General features: G+C 54.3%; 19 protein-coding genes. 11 read left to right on the top strand and 8 right to left on the bottom strand.

Annotated elements, in window-relative coordinates; genetic code table 11:
• The first annotated feature begins 78 nt into the window (after positions 1 to 78).
• The 5 genes from ACIRQ6_RS18255 to lpxK are packed head-to-tail and all read left to right on the top strand — an operon-like array spanning position 79 to position 4,713.
• The gene (locus tag ACIRQ6_RS18255; RefSeq protein WP_420862048.1) at positions 79 to 1,422 is read left to right on the top strand and encodes a TldD/PmbA family protein; all 1,344 of its coding nucleotides are present in this window, start codon (positions 79 to 81) and stop codon (positions 1,420 to 1,422) included.
• Positions 1,409 to 2,191: a 3'(2'),5'-bisphosphate nucleotidase CysQ gene (locus ACIRQ6_RS18250; protein ID WP_420862047.1), complete on the top strand. Its 783-nt coding sequence runs from the start codon at positions 1,409 to 1,411 to the stop codon at positions 2,189 to 2,191. Before ACIRQ6_RS18255 ends, ACIRQ6_RS18250 begins: the two co-directional genes overlap by 14 nt.
• Positions 2,192 to 2,248: 57 nt before the next feature.
• Positions 2,249 to 2,491, top strand: a complete 243-nt coding sequence (locus ACIRQ6_RS18245) for a DUF4170 domain-containing protein (RefSeq protein WP_420862046.1) — start codon at positions 2,249 to 2,251, stop codon at positions 2,489 to 2,491.
• 5 nt (positions 2,492 to 2,496) lie between these two features.
• Positions 2,497 to 3,711 (top strand): 3-deoxy-D-manno-octulosonic acid transferase, encoded by a 1,215-nt coding sequence (locus ACIRQ6_RS18240; protein WP_420862045.1) that lies wholly within the window; start codon positions 2,497 to 2,499, stop codon positions 3,709 to 3,711.
• Positions 3,712 to 3,714: 3 nt separating this feature from the next.
• Positions 3,715 to 4,713, top strand: coding sequence for a tetraacyldisaccharide 4'-kinase (gene lpxK, locus ACIRQ6_RS18235; RefSeq protein WP_420862044.1), 999 nt, complete (start codon positions 3,715 to 3,717; stop codon positions 4,711 to 4,713).
• On the opposite strand, the gene ACIRQ6_RS18230 is transcribed toward lpxK, so the two are convergent.
• Both ACIRQ6_RS18230 and ACIRQ6_RS18225 read right to left on the bottom strand, forming a co-directional pair.
• On the bottom strand, positions 4,710 to 5,369 hold the full coding sequence (locus ACIRQ6_RS18230) for a DsbA family protein (protein WP_420862043.1): 660 nt from the start codon (positions 5,367 to 5,369) through the stop codon (positions 4,710 to 4,712). The two genes, lpxK and ACIRQ6_RS18230, sit on opposite strands and share 4 nt — an antisense overlap.
• Positions 5,370 to 5,384: 15 nt before the next feature.
• Positions 5,385 to 5,897: a DUF721 domain-containing protein gene (locus ACIRQ6_RS18225; RefSeq protein ID WP_420862042.1), complete on the bottom strand. Its 513-nt coding sequence runs from the start codon at positions 5,895 to 5,897 to the stop codon at positions 5,385 to 5,387.
• A gap of 104 nt (positions 5,898 to 6,001) precedes the next feature.
• Here ACIRQ6_RS18225 and mutY point away from each other — a divergent pair, with 104 nt between their 5' ends.
• Both mutY and ACIRQ6_RS18215 read left to right on the top strand, forming a co-directional pair.
• A complete protein-coding gene (gene mutY, locus ACIRQ6_RS18220; RefSeq protein ID WP_420862041.1) occupies positions 6,002 to 7,039 on the top strand; it encodes an A/G-specific adenine glycosylase in 1,038 nt (345 codons plus the stop codon).
• Positions 7,040 to 7,101: 62 nt separating this feature from the next.
• The gene (locus tag ACIRQ6_RS18215; RefSeq protein ID WP_420862040.1) at positions 7,102 to 8,235 is read left to right on the top strand and encodes an alkane 1-monooxygenase; all 1,134 of its coding nucleotides are present in this window, start codon (positions 7,102 to 7,104) and stop codon (positions 8,233 to 8,235) included.
• 106 nt (positions 8,236 to 8,341) lie between these two features.
• Here ACIRQ6_RS18215 and ACIRQ6_RS18210 read toward each other — a convergent pair whose 3' ends face one another.
• The 3 genes from ACIRQ6_RS18210 to ACIRQ6_RS18200 all read right to left on the bottom strand — a co-directional run bounded on the left by ACIRQ6_RS18210 (position 8,342) and on the right by ACIRQ6_RS18200 (position 10,768).
• Entirely contained in the window at positions 8,342 to 9,448 is a 1,107-nt protein-coding gene (locus tag ACIRQ6_RS18210) for a site-specific DNA-methyltransferase (RefSeq protein ID WP_420862039.1), read from the bottom strand.
• Between the two features lie 88 nt (positions 9,449 to 9,536).
• Positions 9,537 to 10,175 carry a ribonuclease HII gene (locus ACIRQ6_RS18205; protein ID WP_420862038.1) on the bottom strand — a complete coding sequence of 213 codons (639 nt, stop codon included), beginning with the start codon at positions 10,173 to 10,175 and terminating at the stop codon, positions 9,537 to 9,539.
• 131 nt (positions 10,176 to 10,306) lie between these two features.
• Positions 10,307 to 10,768 carry a hypothetical protein gene (locus tag ACIRQ6_RS18200; RefSeq protein ID WP_420862037.1) on the bottom strand — a complete coding sequence of 154 codons (462 nt, stop codon included), beginning with the start codon at positions 10,766 to 10,768 and terminating at the stop codon, positions 10,307 to 10,309.
• 189 nt (positions 10,769 to 10,957) lie between these two features.
• Here ACIRQ6_RS18200 and ACIRQ6_RS18195 point away from each other — a divergent pair, with 189 nt between their 5' ends.
• From ACIRQ6_RS18195 to ACIRQ6_RS18185, 3 genes are all read left to right on the top strand, one after another.
• Positions 10,958 to 12,037, top strand: coding sequence for a calcium-binding protein (locus ACIRQ6_RS18195; RefSeq protein WP_420862036.1), 1,080 nt, complete (start codon positions 10,958 to 10,960; stop codon positions 12,035 to 12,037).
• A 69-nt stretch (positions 12,038 to 12,106) separates the two neighbouring features.
• Entirely contained in the window at positions 12,107 to 12,391 is a 285-nt protein-coding gene (locus ACIRQ6_RS18190; protein WP_420862035.1) for a hypothetical protein, read from the top strand.
• Positions 12,363 to 13,067, top strand: a complete 705-nt coding sequence (locus tag ACIRQ6_RS18185) for a winged helix-turn-helix domain-containing protein (RefSeq protein ID WP_420862034.1) — start codon at positions 12,363 to 12,365, stop codon at positions 13,065 to 13,067. Before ACIRQ6_RS18190 ends, ACIRQ6_RS18185 begins: the two co-directional genes overlap by 29 nt.
• A 6-nt stretch (positions 13,068 to 13,073) precedes the next feature.
• Here the strand turns inward: ACIRQ6_RS18185 and ACIRQ6_RS18180 are convergent, their stop codons facing one another.
• Positions 13,074 to 14,903 carry an ABC transporter ATP-binding protein gene (locus ACIRQ6_RS18180; RefSeq protein ID WP_420863937.1) on the bottom strand — a complete coding sequence of 610 codons (1,830 nt, stop codon included), beginning with the start codon at positions 14,901 to 14,903 and terminating at the stop codon, positions 13,074 to 13,076.
• 123 nt (positions 14,904 to 15,026) lie between these two features.
• Between ACIRQ6_RS18180 and ACIRQ6_RS18175 the strand changes: the two genes are divergently transcribed.
• Positions 15,027 to 15,335 (top strand): cupin domain-containing protein, encoded by a 309-nt coding sequence (locus tag ACIRQ6_RS18175; protein ID WP_420862033.1) that lies wholly within the window; start codon positions 15,027 to 15,029, stop codon positions 15,333 to 15,335.
• A 3-nt stretch (positions 15,336 to 15,338) separates the two neighbouring features.
• Here the strand turns inward: ACIRQ6_RS18175 and ACIRQ6_RS18170 are convergent, their stop codons facing one another.
• Together ACIRQ6_RS18170 and ACIRQ6_RS18165 are read right to left on the bottom strand one after the other, a co-directional pair.
• Positions 15,339 to 16,082 (bottom strand): SDR family NAD(P)-dependent oxidoreductase, encoded by a 744-nt coding sequence (locus ACIRQ6_RS18170; protein WP_420862032.1) that lies wholly within the window; start codon positions 16,080 to 16,082, stop codon positions 15,339 to 15,341.
• A gap of 22 nt (positions 16,083 to 16,104) precedes the next feature.
• Complete coding sequence (locus tag ACIRQ6_RS18165; protein WP_420862031.1) at positions 16,105 to 18,447, bottom strand: DUF4962 domain-containing protein; 2,343 nt, start codon at positions 18,445 to 18,447, stop codon at positions 16,105 to 16,107.
• Positions 18,448 to 18,454: the final 7 nt, after the last annotated feature.

Genomic DNA, 18,454 nt, shown 5'->3' with positions numbered 1-18,454 from the left:
AAGTTATGTCCCGATAAGTTGCTTGCACAGGTGTGTGCAGCGGACTACCCCTGAAAAACGCAATTGACGAGGACGCTTATGTCAAATCTCGAAAGCCTTACCCAACGCCTTTTGGAATTTGCCAAAAGTGCCGGCGCAGATGCCGCAGACAGTCTGGCCGTTGACGGCACCTCAATCAATATCGACGTGCGCGTTGGCAAACTTGAACAGGCCGAACGCTCAGAAGGCATCGACATTGGTTTGCGGGTTTTGGTGGGGCAAAGACAGGCCTGCGTATCAGCCTCGGACACCCGTGACGAGACATTGCGGGCCATGGCAGAGCGAGCTGTCGTAATGGCCAAAGAAGCCCCCGAGGACCCGTACATTGGTCTTGCTGATCCGGCAGATTTAGCGCGTGACTGGAATGTTGACGCCCTAGAGCTGGCCGATCCAGGCGATGAGCCCACGGCAGCATTCTTGCAAGAGCAAGCTGAACAGGCCGAAGCCGCCGCCTTGACAAATACCGGCATTAGCCAAGTCCAGTCGGCCTCGGCAGGTTACGGCAAACGCAACATTCATCTGGCCACCAGCACAGGGTTTTCTGGCGGATATTCCCGCACGGATCATGGCGTGTCTTGCGTCGCAATCGCTGGGACTGGCACAGGAATGGAACGCGATTTCGATTCCGATGTGCGGATCTGGTCAGCTGATCTGCGCGACCCCGCTGAAATCGGCAAGGTTGCGGCCGAGCGGACTGTCGCTCGTATGGGCGCGCGCAAACCTAAAACCGGGGCCTACCCAGTTGTGTTTGACGAACGCATTTCAAGCAGTTTGATCGGGCATATGCTGGCCGCTGTAAACGGGGCCGCCATTGCCCGTGGCAGCAGCTGGTTGATGAACAACCTTGGCAAGCAGATCCTGCCAAACGGTATGTCCGTTGTTGAGGATCCAGGCAGGCCCAGAATAGCCGGTTCAAGACCTTTTGACGGTGAGGGCCTGTTGGCCACCAAACGTGCCATTGTCGAAGACGGCGTTTTGCAATCATGGACCCTTGATCTGGCAACTGCGCGCAAATTGGGCCTGAACAGCACCCATTCTGCCAGTCGCGGCACCTCCAGCCCGCCCAGTCCAAGTGTTGGTAACATCGCCCTCACCCAAGGCACCCAAACCCAAGCAGAATTGCTGAAAGACATGGGGCGCGGCCTTTTGGTGACCTCTATGATTGGCTCGTCGATCAATCCCAATACTGGCGACTATTCGCGCGGTGCCTCGGGCTATTGGGTCGAGAACGGCCAAATCCAGTACCCAATCAACGAGTGCACTTTGGCAGGCAATCTGAATGATATGCTGCTCAGTCTGCGGGCTGCCAACGACGCACGTCTGCATTTATCGCGTTTGGTCCCATCGCTTCTGGTAGAAGGTCTGACACTTGCCGGAGAATGATCTAAGCCTTTTGATTGATGCCGCCAAAGCCAGCGGCGACATTGCCCTCAAGTTCTTTAATCAAGACCCTGAAAGTTGGGAAAAATCCAATAACGCCGGGCCAGTGACCGAAGCTGATCTGGCGGTTGATGCCTATCTAAAATCAACACTTCTAAAGGCACGACCAGACTATGGCTGGCTGTCGGAGGAAACAGAAGATACCGCGGATCGCTTGGCTTGTTCGAGGGTATTCGTTGTCGATCCCATTGATGGAACCCGCGCGTTCATCGCAGGTCGCGAAAGCTGGGCACATTCCCTTGCCGTGGTCGAGCACGGACAACCGATTGCCGCCGCAGTCTACTTGCCCGCAAGAAAGATGTTGTTTCATGCCTATCTGGGCAGCGGCGCATTTCTAAACGGTCAGCAACTTGCCCCACCAGATCCCAAAGATCCAAAGGCCATTCGCATTTTGGCTGCAAAACCGACGTTTCAGCCGAAAAACTGGGTCAACGACACGCCACCGGAATTTGAAATGCACTTTCGTAATTCTTTGGCCTATCGAATGGCTCTGGCCGCTGAGGGCGCTTTTGATGCTATGATGACCCTGCGCAAAACATGGGAATGGGATATTGCGGCAGGCGTTTTATTGGCCCGTGAGGCTGGCCTGAATGTAACAACACGCACAGGTGGTTCGTTGGTTTTCAACAATGCAAATCCGATGGTCGACGGAGTTGTCGCAGCATTACCGAAACTACACACTCAAATCATCGAGCAGCTTGCGCCCGCTTGACCCAAGCCTAGAAACACTCGACACTGACAGCAGATTTCAGCCCAATCGGAGACGATCATGACACAACGCTTGCACCTTGTTTTTGGCGGCGAACTTATCGACCCCACAAAGAACGCGTTCAAGAACGTGGACGACATTCACGTCGTCGGCATCTTCCCTGATTATGACAGTGCCTATAACGCATGGAAATCCGAAGCCCAGCGCACCGTCGACAACGCCCATATGCGCTATTTCATTGCGCATTTGCACCGATTGCGGGACGAAGCGACGGCAGGATCCTCGACCGAAGAACTGGGCTAACCCCCATGCGCCGTCCTTTGGCGTTACGGCTTTATCTGTCGATGACAGCCGCAAGCAGCGCCACGGGTCAAAGATGGGCGGCCCCGCTTGATTTGGCGCGTCCAGAGGGCCCCTTGGTTTGGATCCACAGCGAGGCCGAGGCCTGCCAAGATACCGCCGCTTGTTTTGCCAAGCATCTGCAAAAACAGCGCGATGATATCGCGGTTCTTTTGACCACTTGTGATCCCGTCGCCCCCCGAAAGGACGCCATTCTTTACGATCAGATACCACCAGAAACACAGCAGGACACAGCTGCATTTTTGCAGTTTTGGCGTCCCGACCTTGGGATTTGGATGCATTCCGGGCTGAGGCCGGTTTTGTTAGACACAGCCACACAAAACGGGATCGACTTGGTTCTGGCCAACGCCACTGAAGCGCTGACTTTATCCACAGTTGCCCGCAATTATCGTGGGGTCCGACGTGCGATATTGCGTCAATTCAAATTGATCCTCTGCCTCAATAACGCAGCAAAATTGACCTTGGCCAAACTCACGGCAGACACCGTTCCAATAGAAGAAACAGGACCGCTGCAATTGGCGCCGCCTGTGTTGGACTGCGACGAGACCCTGCTGGAAGAGTATCGAACGCTTGTGCAGAACAGACCGATTTGGCTGGCTGCCAACACCCGGTTCGACGATGAGGCGACCTTAGTTCTGGCCCATAGACAAGCTATTCGGACGCATCACCGTCTGTTGATGGTGCTACACCCTGAGGATCCTTCTAAGGGCGATGAAATTGCGCAAACCCTTGGTTCAACGGGATGGTCCATCGCACAATTGTCCAAAGGGCAGATACCGCGCGAAGATGTGCAAATCCTGATTGCCGATGTGCCGGGTCAATTGGGCATGTGGTATCGTCTGGCCCCCATCAGTTTTCTTGGCGGCACCCTTGCTAAACAACCAGCGGCGGATCCGTTTCAGGCAGCAAGCCTTGGTTCAGCCGTCTTGCATGGCCCCCGAACCGCACCGTTCGAAAATGCCTATACGCTTTTGTCTGATACAGGAGCAGGTCGCCTAATCCGTACACCTGAACAATTGTTGACGGCGTTGAACGATCTGCTGCAAGCCCAGGTTGCCGCCTCGATGGCCCGGGCCGCATGGGAGGTTACCAGCCATGGAGCCACTGCCACAGATCGATTGATTTCCGTTATTGAAACGACATTTGACGATATGGGGTATTAACCAATGCGCCCACCCTTGTTTTGGAATCGCCCGGCTGATCGGCCTGCATGGCAATCACGTATGCTGTCACCTCTGGCTTGGCTCTATGCCAGTGCAACCGCGCGCCGCGTGGCCCGTCCGCCCTCGGTCAATGCCAGCGTTCCTGTGATTTGCATCGGCAATATCAATGCTGGCGGAACAGGTAAAACGCCAACGACTATTGCCGTCACCCAACTGCTACAAGACCTTGGCCACACGGTTGTTTGCCTGACGCGGGGCTATGGTGGGACATTAGACGGCCCTGTTTTAGTCACCCCAAAACACACAGCCGCACAGGTCGGGGACGAACCACTGTTACTGGCCGGTTTTGCCGATGTTATCGTTTCCAAGGATCGCGGCGCCGGTGTGCCTATGGCCATGGATCAAAAACCGGATGTCATCGTCATGGATGACGGTTTTCAAAATCCGGATTTGCGCAAGGATTTATCGATCGTAGTGGTTGATGCAACCGTTGGATTTGGCAACGGGTTTGTTTTGCCATCTGGCCCGTTGCGAGAACCTGTTTCCACCGGTTTGGCCCGCGCAGATATGCTTATCTCCATTGGAGGCAGCGCGGCACAGAACAGCTTTGACGCCACCTGGGGCGACGCGATCCCTTGCCCCCAGATCCAGGCCACCCTTGAACCGCTGCCAACTGGAATGCCCTGGGACGGCGTCAAATGCCTCGCCTTCGCTGGGATCGGCCATCCTGAGAAATTCTTTGCAACACTTAGGGGACTGGGAGCCGAAGTCGCGCGGGGCGAAGCACTCGCCGATCACCAACCCCTGTCGGATGCCTTGATGACACGGCTCGAGGCCGAAGCCCGTCTATTGGGCGCACAGCTGGTCACCACAGAAAAAGACGCCGTACGCCTGCCACCCAGTTTCCGAGCCAAAGTCCTAACCCTGCCCGTGCGCCTAAAAATAAAGGACGACACAGACCTCCGTGCCGCCCTTTCAAAATTAGGTTTAGGCCAAACTTAGTTTAGCTTGTCATTCAACAACTCGGCAAATTCGCTGTAGGCCATATTGGAATGCAGCTTGCCATCAATGATGAACGAAGGCGTTGAACGGATGCCGTCTTCGGCTGCGTTTTCTTCAAACCAAGCGATCAGCGACTGGGCTTTGGTGGCATCTGTCAGGCAGGCATCCAACGTGGCGTCGTCCATGCCAGCGGTCCGGCCAATCTTGCGCAGAGCTTCTGCGATTTGAGCGGGATCACCCGAGGCTGTCCACTGGCGCTGCTGCGAATATAGCATATCCGAAATCCCAAAGAACCGTGTCTCGCCACCACAACGGGCCAGCATTGATGCCCACAAACCGGGGCGATCAAAATAGACCTCACGGTAGACAAATTTGACTTTGCCCGTGTCGATGAAATCAGTTTTGAGTTGTTTAAACGCGCCCTCGTGGAACCGCGCACAATGCGGGCAAGTGTAGGAGGCATATTCGACAACGGTGATCGGCGCGGTCTCGGATCCCAAGAACATTTCTTGTATTTCAACGCTGTCTGCAGTTGTCGACTGCGCGTTGGCAGCACCAGGTAGCAAGCCAGCGGTAGAATTGCTCTGTGTGGAATAATAATACGCACCACCCGCCAAAAGCACAGCGCCGGCAACAAGGCCTAGAAGTCGGTTCATTGCAGTATCACTTTCTTAATTTGATTTGGATTTGGTCATCACGTTGGCACCCAACGCTTCTAAAGCGTTGCGCAGCCCATCGTTTTGCACGTTTTGTGCAGTTTTCTTGATCGTTTCAATCTCTGTCTGCGCCAGCGCAGGCTTGGTTTTGGCCTTGGCGCGAAACTGGATCTGACCCTCGGCAAAACCGGTTGGAGCGGTTTGCGTGATCCGCACCTTCGCAATGGCGTTATAGCCGTAACAAGCGTTTACTTTTTCCCTGATCTTGGGCAACTGAACCTGCAACATCGGCGCCTGCGCACCCGTCGTCAAAACAGTCAGCGTCGCCCCTAAACCACCACGGCCATAAGACACGTTCACAGGATGGGCGATTTCAGCGGTTTCAACGCCAACAATCTCGGCCCAATGGGTCAACAAACGCGATACGGCGAATCCCCGCGTCTCGGACGCCTTACGAATCCGCGATTGCAGCAGGTCCGATGTGGGTTTGAACCCAAAGGTACTGGTATTGCGCCGGGTGACGGGCATAGGGCTGACTTTCTTCGCTTCGCTGCTATTTTACCCGATAGGGACCGCAGCACCACAAAAAACAAAGTAAACAATGTCACAGGCCGTAACACATGCGTGAAGAGATGAGCAAAAGCCTCTTGGCTTGGTACGACAAAAGCGCGCGTGAGATGCCTTGGCGGGTCGGCCCAGCGGAGCGACGGCAAGGCGTGCAGCCAGATCCCTACCGCATTTGGCTGTCTGAAGTGATGCTTCAGCAAACCACAGTGGCCGCAGTCAAAAGCTATTTCATCGCGTTCACATCGCGCTGGCCCAAGGTCACCGATCTGGCCGAAGCGCTGGACGCTGACGTGATGTCCGCATGGGCAGGACTGGGTTATTACGCCCGCGCCCGAAACCTGTTGAAATGTGCACGTGTCATTGCATCCGAACATGACGGTGTTTTTCCGCAAACCTACGAGGCATTGATCAAACTGCCGGGCATTGGACCCTATACTGCCTCGGCCATTTCAGCGATTGCTTTTGATGCACAATCGACTGTGGTTGACGGCAATGTGGAACGAGTGGTTTCGCGGCTTTATGACATCCACACGCCTTTGCCCGCATCCAAGCCTGAAATCACTGCCAAAGCAGAGGATCTGACGCCCCCACAACGGCCCGGCGACTATGCGCAGGCCATCATGGATCTGGGCGCTACAATCTGCACCCCGCGCAATCCCGTTTGTGGGCTATGCCCATGGCGGGCCCAGTGCGCCGGATGGGCTGCGGGCACCCATACCGAACTGCCAAAAAAGACGCCAAAGACACCCAAACCAACGCGGCTGGGATACGCCTATGTGGTGCGCCGCGAGGACGGAGCAATTTTGCTAGAAACCCGCCCCGACAAAGGCCTTTTGGGCGGGATGTTGGGATGGCCATGTTCCGACTGGAACGATGCCCCAGAGCCCGCCCCACCAGTCACAGCTGATTGGACGGAAATAGGCGAAGAAGCGCGCCATACCTTCACCCATTTCCATCTGCGTCTAAAAGTCCTGTGCGCCACAGTGGATCAAAATACAACACCAGAAACTGGTAATTTTGTAGGTAAACATCAATTTATGCCGAAATCACTACCAACCGTCATGCGCAAGGTCTGGGATCTGGCGAAACCGACGCAGGGTTAGATTTGAGAATTTTTAACAGCTGCGGCTATAGTCCTGTCAAACACCACGTTCCGGAGTAACGAATGACATCTCTTGCCCCCATTGCGAAATTCCAACGCGCGCTGCCGTTTTGGCTGTCCCTCGCGCTTGTGCCGCTGGCGTTGATCGCCGCGACCCAAGGGGGATGGTTTTTACTACTGGTGCCCGCCAGCACTTGGTATCTGTTTGCAATGATCGACCACTTTGCCGGTCTGAACTTCGAAAACGAAGATCCGCAAACCCCAGACGCGCAGCTTTATTGGTATCGGTTGATTACACTGATTTGGGCGCCCGTTCAGTTTGCCCTCATCTTTGGTTTGCTGATCTACGCAACGCAGACCAATCATCTTAGCCTGTTCGAACAATGGGCCTTGTTTGCCGGTCTGGGCGTGATCACAGGGACCATCGGGATCAATTACAGCCACGAACTGATGCACCAAAAGCCCAAAATCGAACGCACGATGGCGGACATCCTACTGGCGATGGTCCTCTATTCCCATTTCAGATCCGAGCATCTGCTGGTGCATCATCGCTATGTGGCCACACCCAAGGATCCCGTGACCGCCCGCTATAATGAAGGCTTCTTTCGCTTTTTCCCACGCGTTTTGCGCCAGTGTTTCTGGTCCGCATTTCACGCTGAAAAAGCGATGCTAGCGCGAAAAGACAAACCTTGGACCGACCTGAGCAATCCGTTTTTCAAATACTGGGCGATGCAATTGGGCTTTGTCGTGCTGGCCTGTCTGGTTGCTGGATGGACAGGCCTGTTTTTGTTTTTGACCCAAGCCTTCATCGCCATCTGGCACCTCGAACTGGTCAATTACATCGAACACTATGGCCTGACCCGCAAACATCTGGGCGGCGGGAAGTATGAGCATGTGCTGCCGCGCCACTCGTGGAATGCCTCGCATAAGGCGTCAAATTGGCTGCTGATCAATCTGCAGCGTCACTCCGATCACCACTATAAACCTGACCGGCGCTTTCCGTTGCTGCAAACCTATACCGAAGCAGACGCACCGCAATTGCCCTATGGCTATCCAGTGATGGGTGTCATTGCCATGGTGCCACCGTGGTGGCGCAGCGTCATGAACCGCCGTGTGCGTAAATGGCGCGACATGTACTACCCTGAGATCACCGACTGGAAGCCTTACACACGCGCCAGCAATCCACTGCCGCGCTGAGGCCAGACCAAAAAAAGCCCCGCCGGTCTTGGGAACGGCGGGGTTAAGTTAGTGCTGTGACGTAGCCACAGGCACCGGCGGTATAAGTGTGTGTGTGTTTAGCGTGTTAGTTTTTCATTTCTGCGCGAATTTGCTGTCGCAGCAGATCGATTGGAACAGTTTTTCCGTCGCGCTTAAAGCACCAGTAGGTCCAGCCATTGCACGATGGCGCGCCTTCTAGGGCAGCGCCCACTTGGTGGATTGATCCCTTTACGTCGTCGCCAATCAACGTCCCGTCAGCGCGGATTTTCACCGTGTGGCGTCCATTCATCGACATCAATTGTTCACCCGGACGCAGCATGCCCCGCTCAACCAATTGGCCAAAAGGCACCCGTGGCTCGGCCCGTTTGGAGGCGCTGACTTGCAACGCTTCGCGGTCAAACTTGCGTGTGTTGGCGATACGTTTTTCTGCAACTTTGCGGTATTTTTCTTCGCGCTCGATCCCGATGAAATCACGGCCCAGCATTTTGGCCACAGCACCCGTTGTCCCGGTTCCAAAAAACGGGTCCAGAACCACATCACCGGGATTAGTGGTCGCCACCAAGACACGGTGCAACAGGCTTTGCGGTTTTTGCGTTGGATGGGCTTTGTCACCATCATCGTTTTTCAGTCGTTCGTGGCCTGTGCAAATCGGCAATACCCAGTCGCTGCGCATTTGTACGCCTTCGTTCAGGGCCTTCAGCGCCTCGTAATTAAAGGTGTATTTGCTGGCTTCTTCCTTGGAGGCCCAGATCAGTGTCTCGTGGGCGTTGGTCAAGCGTTTGCCACGAAAGTTTGGCATGGGGTTCGACTTGCGCCACACCACATCGTTCAGAATCCAAAACCCTTGGTTTTGCAGCTCAGCACCCATGCGGAACACATTGTGATAGCTGCCGATGACCCAAATCGCACCGTTGGGCTTGAGCAGGCGACGCGCCGCTGCCAGCCATTCGCGGGTAAAGCGGTCGTAAATTTTGAAACTATCGAATTGGTCCCACGCATCATCGACCGCATCCACTTTGGAATTGTCGGGGCGATGCAGATCACCCTTGAGCTGTAGGTTGTACGGTGGATCCGCAAAAATCAGGTCTACACTGCCCTCAGGCAACGCGTTCATGCGGTCGATACAGTCACCGTCGAGGATCGTGTTAAGCGGGAGCGTTTGCGCACCCTTAGCCTTGGTTTTCGTCGTCATTTTCTGCCTCTGTCCCGGTGCATTTTCGCACTCGCTGGTTAAGGCCAAGATGAGTCATTACCGATTCGCCGTCAAATTCTTTTTTGAATCAATCACTTAGGTTTTTTTCTTGATACAAGATATTGTGTATAGGTTTGAACGAACGTCTATGGTGTGGGGTAACGCCAAGATTTTGCAGCCCCAGCTGATGCGCTTTTGTGCCATAGCCTGCGTTGGTGTCCCAACCGTAGCCGGGATGCTGTTGCGCCAGTGCCACCATCAGGGCGTCGCGACATATTTTGGCCACAATTGAAGCCGCCGCGATCGAGACTGATTTGCCATCGCCCTTGATCACGGTTTGGGTTTTGAGGCCATGCAATCCCTTGGGCACCATGTTCCCATCGATCAAAGCCGCATCAGGCGGCACCAAAAGCCCGGCAATTGCGCGTTCCATCGCTAAATGAGAGGCACGCAGGATATTGAGGCTATCAATCTCTTCGACACTAGCATGTCCCAGACTGACATCCCCAAAGGCGTGTATCCCATCCAAGGCCGCTAGCCGTTTCGTGGCACTCAGTTTTTTGCTGTCATCCAGACCTGTGGGAATATGTAGCGGATCCAACCAAACCGCTGCTGCTGTCACAGGGCCAGCCCATGGACCCCGGCCAACCTCATCCACCCCAACAATTCGGGAAAACCCCTTTTCACACAGGGCTTGTTCTAGACTGTAATCGGGGCCTTGGGTCATAGGGTCAAAAAACAAACATCCCCCCAAAACACAAACATAAAACGCCCCCGCATCTTACCATGTCAAAAGATGCGAGGGCGCACGTTAGGGAACCACACATTCCCCAACGGACCTAAATGGAAATCAAAGTGTTACAGACGGCTCATCCGGTAGCCTTGGTTACGCAAACATTGGGCAGAAAAGATCGTCCGCAATTTGCCTTTGCTGCGCACAGTGGTTTTGCAAAAATGCGGTAGCGAAGACGAATACTTGTAGTTGCGCTGCAAACACCCCTGACCAAATCCACGACGAACACCATTTTTAGTCTTCAGATTGCGCAGGCAGGACGAAGGCACGACCTTGCGCGACGACGTGATGTGTTTTTTTGGAATAGGGCGTGTCTGATGGTGCACTTGCGGTTTGTGCACATATTTCTTTTTCGTTTTTGAGCTTTTGTTTTGGCTGTCGTGGATGGCAGCACCAATGATGGCCAGCGCTGTAAAGCCTGCGATAATCCGCGCCATTTCGCCATTGTCGGCCTGTACAGGGGCAGTGGTCATACCAGTCACAGCAATGGAGAGGGCCAAAACGGGGGCGGTGAAAAATTTAAACATTTGGTGTCCTTTCGGTCAGTGGAACGCCATGAAGCAGCGTCGATGACCCAAAGGTGGCGGTGTCTTGGTACCGCAAGCAATAACAGGCGGATGTTATTCAATAGCATCCTGTTATTGCGGGATTTTCCCGTGGCTGTTAACCATCGGTATGGATTTCAATAAATGTTTCTTGCGTAAAGGTGTTTAAAAATGACCGTCTCCGTCACGTTCGACCCAGATTTTTCCACTGAATTGGAAGCAGATCCGATCATCGCAATGGCGCTAGCAGAGGCCGTGATTGTAGATGGCTCCGTATATGACCAAACGGCGACCAGCTTTGGCTTGTCCATTAGCATTGCCGAAGGGTCTATTTTTGCAACGCTCTCTGGCAGTGATTTTACCTTCGCTGTGATTGACGATGTTTTGCAACTGACCAGCGGCACAATCGACGGATTGGATTTAGGATTTACCATTACAGGTGCCGGAACTTTTGAGTTCTTTTCCGCCACAGGATTTGACACGGACTTTGCCGATATCGCCCCTGCTATTCTGGCAGACCGCACCGGCGACGATGACACTGCAATGGAAGACTTCTTTTTAGGCTTCGATTGGGAATATACCCTTAATGACAGCGCCGCAGATGCAGATAACACTAACTTTTTTGCCGATGGTGACGTGCCGTTCAACATGACCGGTGACGATGTGATCTATGCCAAAGGGGGCAATGACAAACTGTTTTCCGGTGACGGTCGCGACAAACTCTATGGCGGCACGGGCAAAGACACCCTTGATGGGGGCGCTGGCGCTGATCTGATCTTTGGCGGTAAGGGGGCGGACAAGCTCTTTGGTGGCAAAGGCAGTGACAAGCTGGACGGCAACAACGGGGATGACGTCCTATCAGGCGGGAATGGCAGTGACAGGCTGTTTAACAGCAAAGGCTCTGACCTGTTCATCGGCGGCCTTGGGCGCGACACATTCATCTTTGATACCCAAAGCGAACTGGTCAACAGTGGTGATACAGACAAGATCAAAGGATTTGAGCAAGGCAAAGACCTGATCGACCTGTCCGGCATCGACGCCAATGTGAAAAATGCCGCCAATGTTGCCTTTGTTTTCATCGGGGACGAGGATTTTAATGGCACGCAGGCACGCCGCCTTCGGGTCGAGGATCAAGACGGAAATGCCCCTCATTTGATCCAAGGCGACGTAGATGGCGATGGTACGGCTGATTTTGAAATCAAGGTTTTCAATTTTGACGGCACATTTGAGGCCAGCGACTTTATCCTTTGATCTTTGATAACAGCGCTGCCACGCGAGGCTGATATTGAATAACCGACAGTGAAAGCGCAGGGTTGAGGCATGAAACATATCCTTCTCTCTGCGACGCTCGCAATCGTCCTGTCAGTCCCGGCCCATGCGGCCTGTTTTGTTGAATACAAAGCCAAGCAAGACGATCCCCTGCGCTTGCACTATGGCATTTTGGAATTGCAGGGCAGTTGCCCCAGCCCCGCTGCCGCCAAAACCCGAACCCAAAACCGCCTGAGCAAGAACGGTTGGTCCCTTCTTAATATATTGTCCGTCAGCCCACGCGCGCCCACGACACAAAAACAGGAAAATGCCGGTGACAACTACCTCCGCTATTGAAGCCCGCAAATCCGGCAACCGTGTCGTTGTCATAGGATTGATCGCAGTCGTTGGAATATTGCTGTTGGCCGCTGTTGTCCTGTTCTTCAGCCTGCCGGATGCCAATGCGTTCAACGCCCGTGTAGAACGGCTTTTTGTTGAAAATGACAACCTGACCTCAGGGGCCGAGATTAAGCTGCTGGAAATTCTGGCAGGATCTGGCACAGCCTTTTCCGACACTTTGGCCTCGTACCGGATGGTGATTTTTGTGTTGTTGGTGTTTGCCGCAGCCCTGCTTTGTTCGGCGTTGGTGTTCTTGATCATGTTGGTGAACCTTAACCGACGCATGGCCCAGATTGAACGCGCCGGGATGGAGGTCAATTCACTTTTGATCAGCCGCGAGGAAAACACGGTCTACCTCAACAACCTCGAATTCAAACTGACCGAGGCCGCGATTGAAACCCTGTCGGTTCTGGCCGAGGCCCGCATGGACGGCGACGTTCTATCCGGTGCGGAATTGGAAGGCGTGATATCCGGGCGCAGTGCCGCCGATTGCGAAGAGGCTGCCGGTGCCACACGGATCAAACGCCTGCGCGATGCATTGGGCAATCAGATGGTCAGCGAACTACTGGTCAAAAACATCGCACGGCGCGGCTATATGTTATCAATCGACAGCGATGTCATTCGGATGGTCTGAAGCAGATCACGTGGCGATAAACCCGCCGGACTGCCGATGCCAAAAGCCCGCGTAAAGCCCGTCTAGGGCCAGTAACTCTGCGTGGCTGCCTTCCTCGACAATCTGGCCAGCATCCAACACAAGGATGCGGTCCATCTGCGCAATGGTCGAAAGGCGATGCGCGATGGCGATCACGGTTTTGCCCTGCATCATATCGTAGAGAGTTCCCTGAACCTGCGCTTCTACCTCACTGTCGAGGGCACTGGTGGCCTCGTCTAGGATCAGAATAGGCGCATCCTTTAGAATGACCCGCGCCAAGGCGATGCGTTGGCGCTGCCCACCTGACAGTTTGACACCGCGCTCGCCAACTTGCGAGGCGTAGCCTTTGTTCCCAAAACTGTCTTCCAGATCCAAGATAAACCCATGCGCCTGCGCCTGCTCCGCCGCCTTTTCCACCTCTGCTTGGGTCGCGTCGGGGCGGCCGTATAGAATGTTTTCAGCAATGGATCGATGCAAAAGTGATGTTTCTTGCTGCACCATCCCAATCTGGGCGCGCAGACTTTCTTGGGTCACTGCCTTGATGTCTTGGCCATCGATCTGGATCTGACCGCTTTCAGGATCAAACAAGCGTAATACCGACTTGACCAATGTCGACTTACCTGCGCCCGAACGCCCGACAAGGCCCACTTTTTCCCCGGGTGCGATGTCAAAACTGACCTTGTCCAACCCACCTTTGCCGCGCCCGTAATGGTGGACCAATCCATCGGCTTGCACACGACCCCGGGCCGCAGGCAGCACTGACGCTGTCGTGCTGTCTTGCATGTGGATCGGTTGGGCCACGGTTTCCATCCCCTCAGAAACGACGCCCAACGCCCGAAAGAACGAGGACAACGCCCCCAAAATCCATCCCGTCATTGCATTGATGCGCAGCGCCAGCGCACCGGCAGATGCCACGACCCCAACCGACGCTACATCGTAGGTCCACATCATCAAGGCCCAGCCGACGACGGCGACGATCAAGACCCCGTTTAGCGTTACCAAACCCGCATCCATTGCAGTGACAACCCGGTTTTCCGCCATGTAAGTTTTTCGATGGTTTTCAAGGATATCGACCGCGTACTCGGTCTCACGTTTCGTGTGCGAAAACAGTTTGACCGATTGAATGTTGGAAAAGCTATCGACAACAAATCCCAGTGTTTTGCTGCGCGCCGCCGAACTGGCCCGGGCCGCTGGTCGGATCCGCCGCAACGACCAAACCAACAAAATCCCATACAGGATCAACCAAAAGGCCAATGGTATCAGCAGCATAGGATCGGCACTGGCCAGAAGGATCCCTGCCCCAACCATATAGGCCACTGTAAAGGTCAGCGTGTTCATCACCTGAAAAATTAGATCACCCATTGCAGCCGGCATCTGGATCACACGGTTAGCAATACGACCGGCAAAGTCTGCCTCAAACCACCCTACCGGTTGGCGCAGCACATGCCGGTAAGACCGCCATCGCCCAAGGCCCGCTACATTGGGTTGGATCGCGTTCTTGATCAAAGCTGTATCAAGTGTTTGAAGCAGCGGCCGAAACAGCAAGATAAACACAAAAACCAGCACCAGTTCGATCCAATGGGAGCGCCAGAACTCTGCCGGTGTCGTCCCCGTCATCAAGTCGATCAAACGCCCCAGATAATAGATCAACGCAACTTCGGCCAAGGCAGCCATACACGACGTCACTGTATTCAGCGCCAGCGCCTTGCGGAACGGGCGCAGCATCATCACAAGAAACGGAAGGATCTTGTTCGGTGGGACATCTTCCGCATCATAAGCGGTGTAGGGATCAATCAGGTTTTCAAAATACTCAAACAGTCGCATAGGTCTGATCCTTAAGTCGCTTTGCCTCGCACCCGTTTGGAAATATTAAACTGGTCCTTGGTTAGGGGAAGGCGTAATCTGATCGCGAACAAAGCCAACCAAAGAGGCGTCGCTGCAATGTCTGACTTTCCAATTATTGATACCGATCCCGGTGTAACACGCCAAGTCTTGGCAGATCACCCCGACCTGATGCTGGTATCGTTTAAGTTCAACAAAGGCGCAGAAGGCAAACTGCACAACCACCCCCATGTTCAATCGACATTTGTCAAAACAGGGCGGTTCCGGTTTTCCGTAGACGGCACCGAAACCAACGTCGGTCCCGGAGACAGTTTCGTGATCCCATCACAAGCCGTACATGGATGCGTCTGCCTTGAGGCAGGCGAGCTGGTTGACTGCTTTACCCCAAGGCGCGACGATTTTCTTTAGGCGTTACGAGAACAAAATACCGCCATTGATATCAACATTTGCACCCGTGATGAACGCGGCCTCGTCAGACACAAGGTAGGCCACGAGGTTTGCCACGTCTTCCGGCGCGCCTTCACGCTTCAGCGGTGTCGCATTGGCCACGTTTTTGCGCACTTCATCTTTGGTAAAGACATTGTGGAAGTCCGTGTCGATCATGCCCGGGCACAGGCCATTTGCGCGGATATCGGGACCTAGTTCCTTGGCCAAACCACGGGTCCAGGTCAACATAGCCCCTTTTGACGCCGCATAGGCCGTGGCACCGGGACCACCACCATCGCGTGCGGCTTGGGACACGATATTAATGATCGCACCCTTAGTCATATGCTGAAGGGCCGCATTGGTCATCAAAAAGGCCGTCGTCAGGTTCACGTCCATCACCTTTTGCCAGTGTTCCAACGACATTTCAGCAACCTTCACACGGGCCACAAGGCCACCAGTGTTGTTGACCAAAATGTCGACCCCACCCAATTCAGAGGCGGCGCGATCTACAAAGGCTTTCACGTCGCCTGCATCGGTCAGATCGCCTTGCATCGCAAAAGCTTTGCCGCCCTGTGCTGTGATCTCGGCCACAGCACTGTCAGCCCCTTCCGAGGACGAATGATAATTGATCGCCACATTCGCACCAAGGGCTGCAAGGCGCAGGGCACAAGCCCGTCCAATGTCACGCCCACCGCCCGTTACAATCGCTGTTTTTCCTATCAGGTTCATGGCTTTTCCTTATGCATTTTGGTTATCGCCCAACATCAAATGTTTTAGGCACGGTGACTTTGAAACTGCGTTCGTCGGCGTCAGTAAAATACAAATCGCAGTCATAACCTTGGTCATCCAAGAAGCTAAAGACGCGCTTGGGGGCCGACAGGGAATAGGGCACCAATAAGGTCGCGACGCGGTGTCGAATGGCTTTTGGGAACTTGGCGTGCAGGCAGGTGCTGACGGGCAAGTCCTTGTAGTCGGCCTCGTCTACATCTGGGAACCCTGTTGTTTGCGACAGCGTTCCTGCACCGGCCTCAGACCAGAGGAACTGACCATAAAAGCCCGCCTTTTCACCAGTATAGCGGAACGTCGTATCGCCCAAAGACATTGGCGCATTGGCGTGCAGCAACCACGTCAGATCAACGGGCTCAGACGCGTCCACAGCATCGACGATCACAAAATAACTGTCATTGACGAAATAGACATCGCGCAGCGCTTGGGTCACCTGAGGCGTCAAAGATTTATAGGCCTCGGTGGCGTCGCCTTGGATGTAGACATGATCTTCACGGGTTTCGGCGTTGATGATTTTACCGGTCGAGCGCATTGCCTGCGCTTTGTCCTTACCCGCATATTGGCCATTGCCGTTGATCAAAATGGCGTTCTTTGACCGCGTTTGACGGCGCCAGTTCTGGTGCATTGTCGAGTTGAACGCCACATAATGTCCAGATTGGATCGCCAGATCTTCACCAAACCCGGCAAGGCAAAACGCGTTTTGATCCCCGTGGCTGTGGCTGATAGACCCAAAGGGCGAGGATTTCATCACAAACTGAATATGCTCGTCCGGTACATCCATTTTGTGCTGGATGGCTGTCCATCCGACCCCTTTGAACCACTTGAGCGTGGGCAGTTCTGAAGGCGATGTGGCCTCGACCGCACCAAAATCGTGCAGGTAGACCATTTCATCAAAGTTAAAGTCCCACCAACCCCAGTTGTAGAACTCCATTTCGGTGCCTTGGTCGTTGCGCTTGATCTCGTCGTAATACCACGCATAGGCCCCTTGGCCCGTGACGCCTGCATATTGGCGCAGGTTGTACCCGATCTTGAGACAGGGCAGGTCGCCCATTGTGCTGTCATCGCCGAAGGTCGCGCGGCGCGTGTCCGGCGCTTTGGTATAAAGCGGAAAGTCACCCGTATTCTGGAAGAACGGACGCTGATATAGATCGTATCCGCAGAATGACTTGAGCAGATTGGCCGCATCAATCAAATAGGCCATCCCAGTCATCCAGTAATGTGGCCCCTCGGCCCAGCCCCCATCACTGTCGCCCCAAGGGGAATAGACCGTCGACAGAAATTCAATGGAATAATCCAACCAATCGCGGGCCTCGTCCACTTCGTCTAACAAGGCAATCGCTGAAGGCACCAGAACCGCTGACACGGCACGCACAGCGTGGCTGTCAAAGGGGAACAGATGGATGTTGGCATGTTTGATCAAGTGATCTGCGGTTTGCCGTGTGCGCGCAAGCAGGGCCGTTTTGACCGCGTCGCGTTCTTCGTCAGACAGTTGATCATGCAGCCAGTCATAACCCCATGCCAAAGCAAGGTTGACCCGAAACGCCCATTCGTCTGTATAGCCACGTGATGTGGTGCCTTCAGGGTTCCAAGTGGCTGCTTCTAACAACCATTCCTTGGCGCGGGCCAACATGGCGGCATCTTGGGTGACTTTGCCTCCCACGGCCAAATGTCGGATGGCATAGAGCAGTTCCTGACAGGCAATATAAGTCGAACGCCAGATCGGCGCGACGCGTTGATGATTTGGGTAACCTTCCGGTTCTGTCATCACATCGCGGTCCATCCACGGTGCCACAGATTTTTCATAGAACACATCCCAACTGCAATGACTGGGGTCTTTGCCAATGTCTTTTTGGAAGGTCTTCAATTTCGCAGGCGACAACCACAACCGCGGGTGGGTCATATCGACCGTTGCATAGCGATCGGTCCGCGAGGGCAGTGGAGTTTGCGGCAGGCTGTCGGCCACATCGAAACTGCGTGTCTTACTCCATGCGGTGGCAGGTGCATTGGTTTCGGCCGACCACACCGCATAGCTCCAATACCACGCACCCGTATCAAGCGGCGCTTCGGGCGTATGGAAATTCAGGGGTAAGGCGGGGATCAGACGGGTGTCTGCATCGGGAAAATTAGCGGACTGCGAGAGCCGAAGAACATAAAGCGCCTCGTCTTCGATCACAGGGAGCCATGTGAACCGTGGTGGGTTTTCTGCAATCTCGGTGCTTGCATCCGGGCCATATTGGATGTTCAACCGGCCTGCTTTGGGTTGATCAAGAGGCGGACGTTCAGACGTAGGAATTGTAGTCGCTGACATAGGGTAG

Source organism: Algirhabdus cladophorae, assembly GCF_044772865.1.
In the GTDB taxonomy this organism is placed as follows: Bacteria; Pseudomonadota; Alphaproteobacteria; order Rhodobacterales; family Rhodobacteraceae; genus Algirhabdus; species Algirhabdus cladophorae.
Note: the sequence above shows the minus strand (reverse complement) of the source record. Positions and strands in the feature narration are given on the sequence as shown.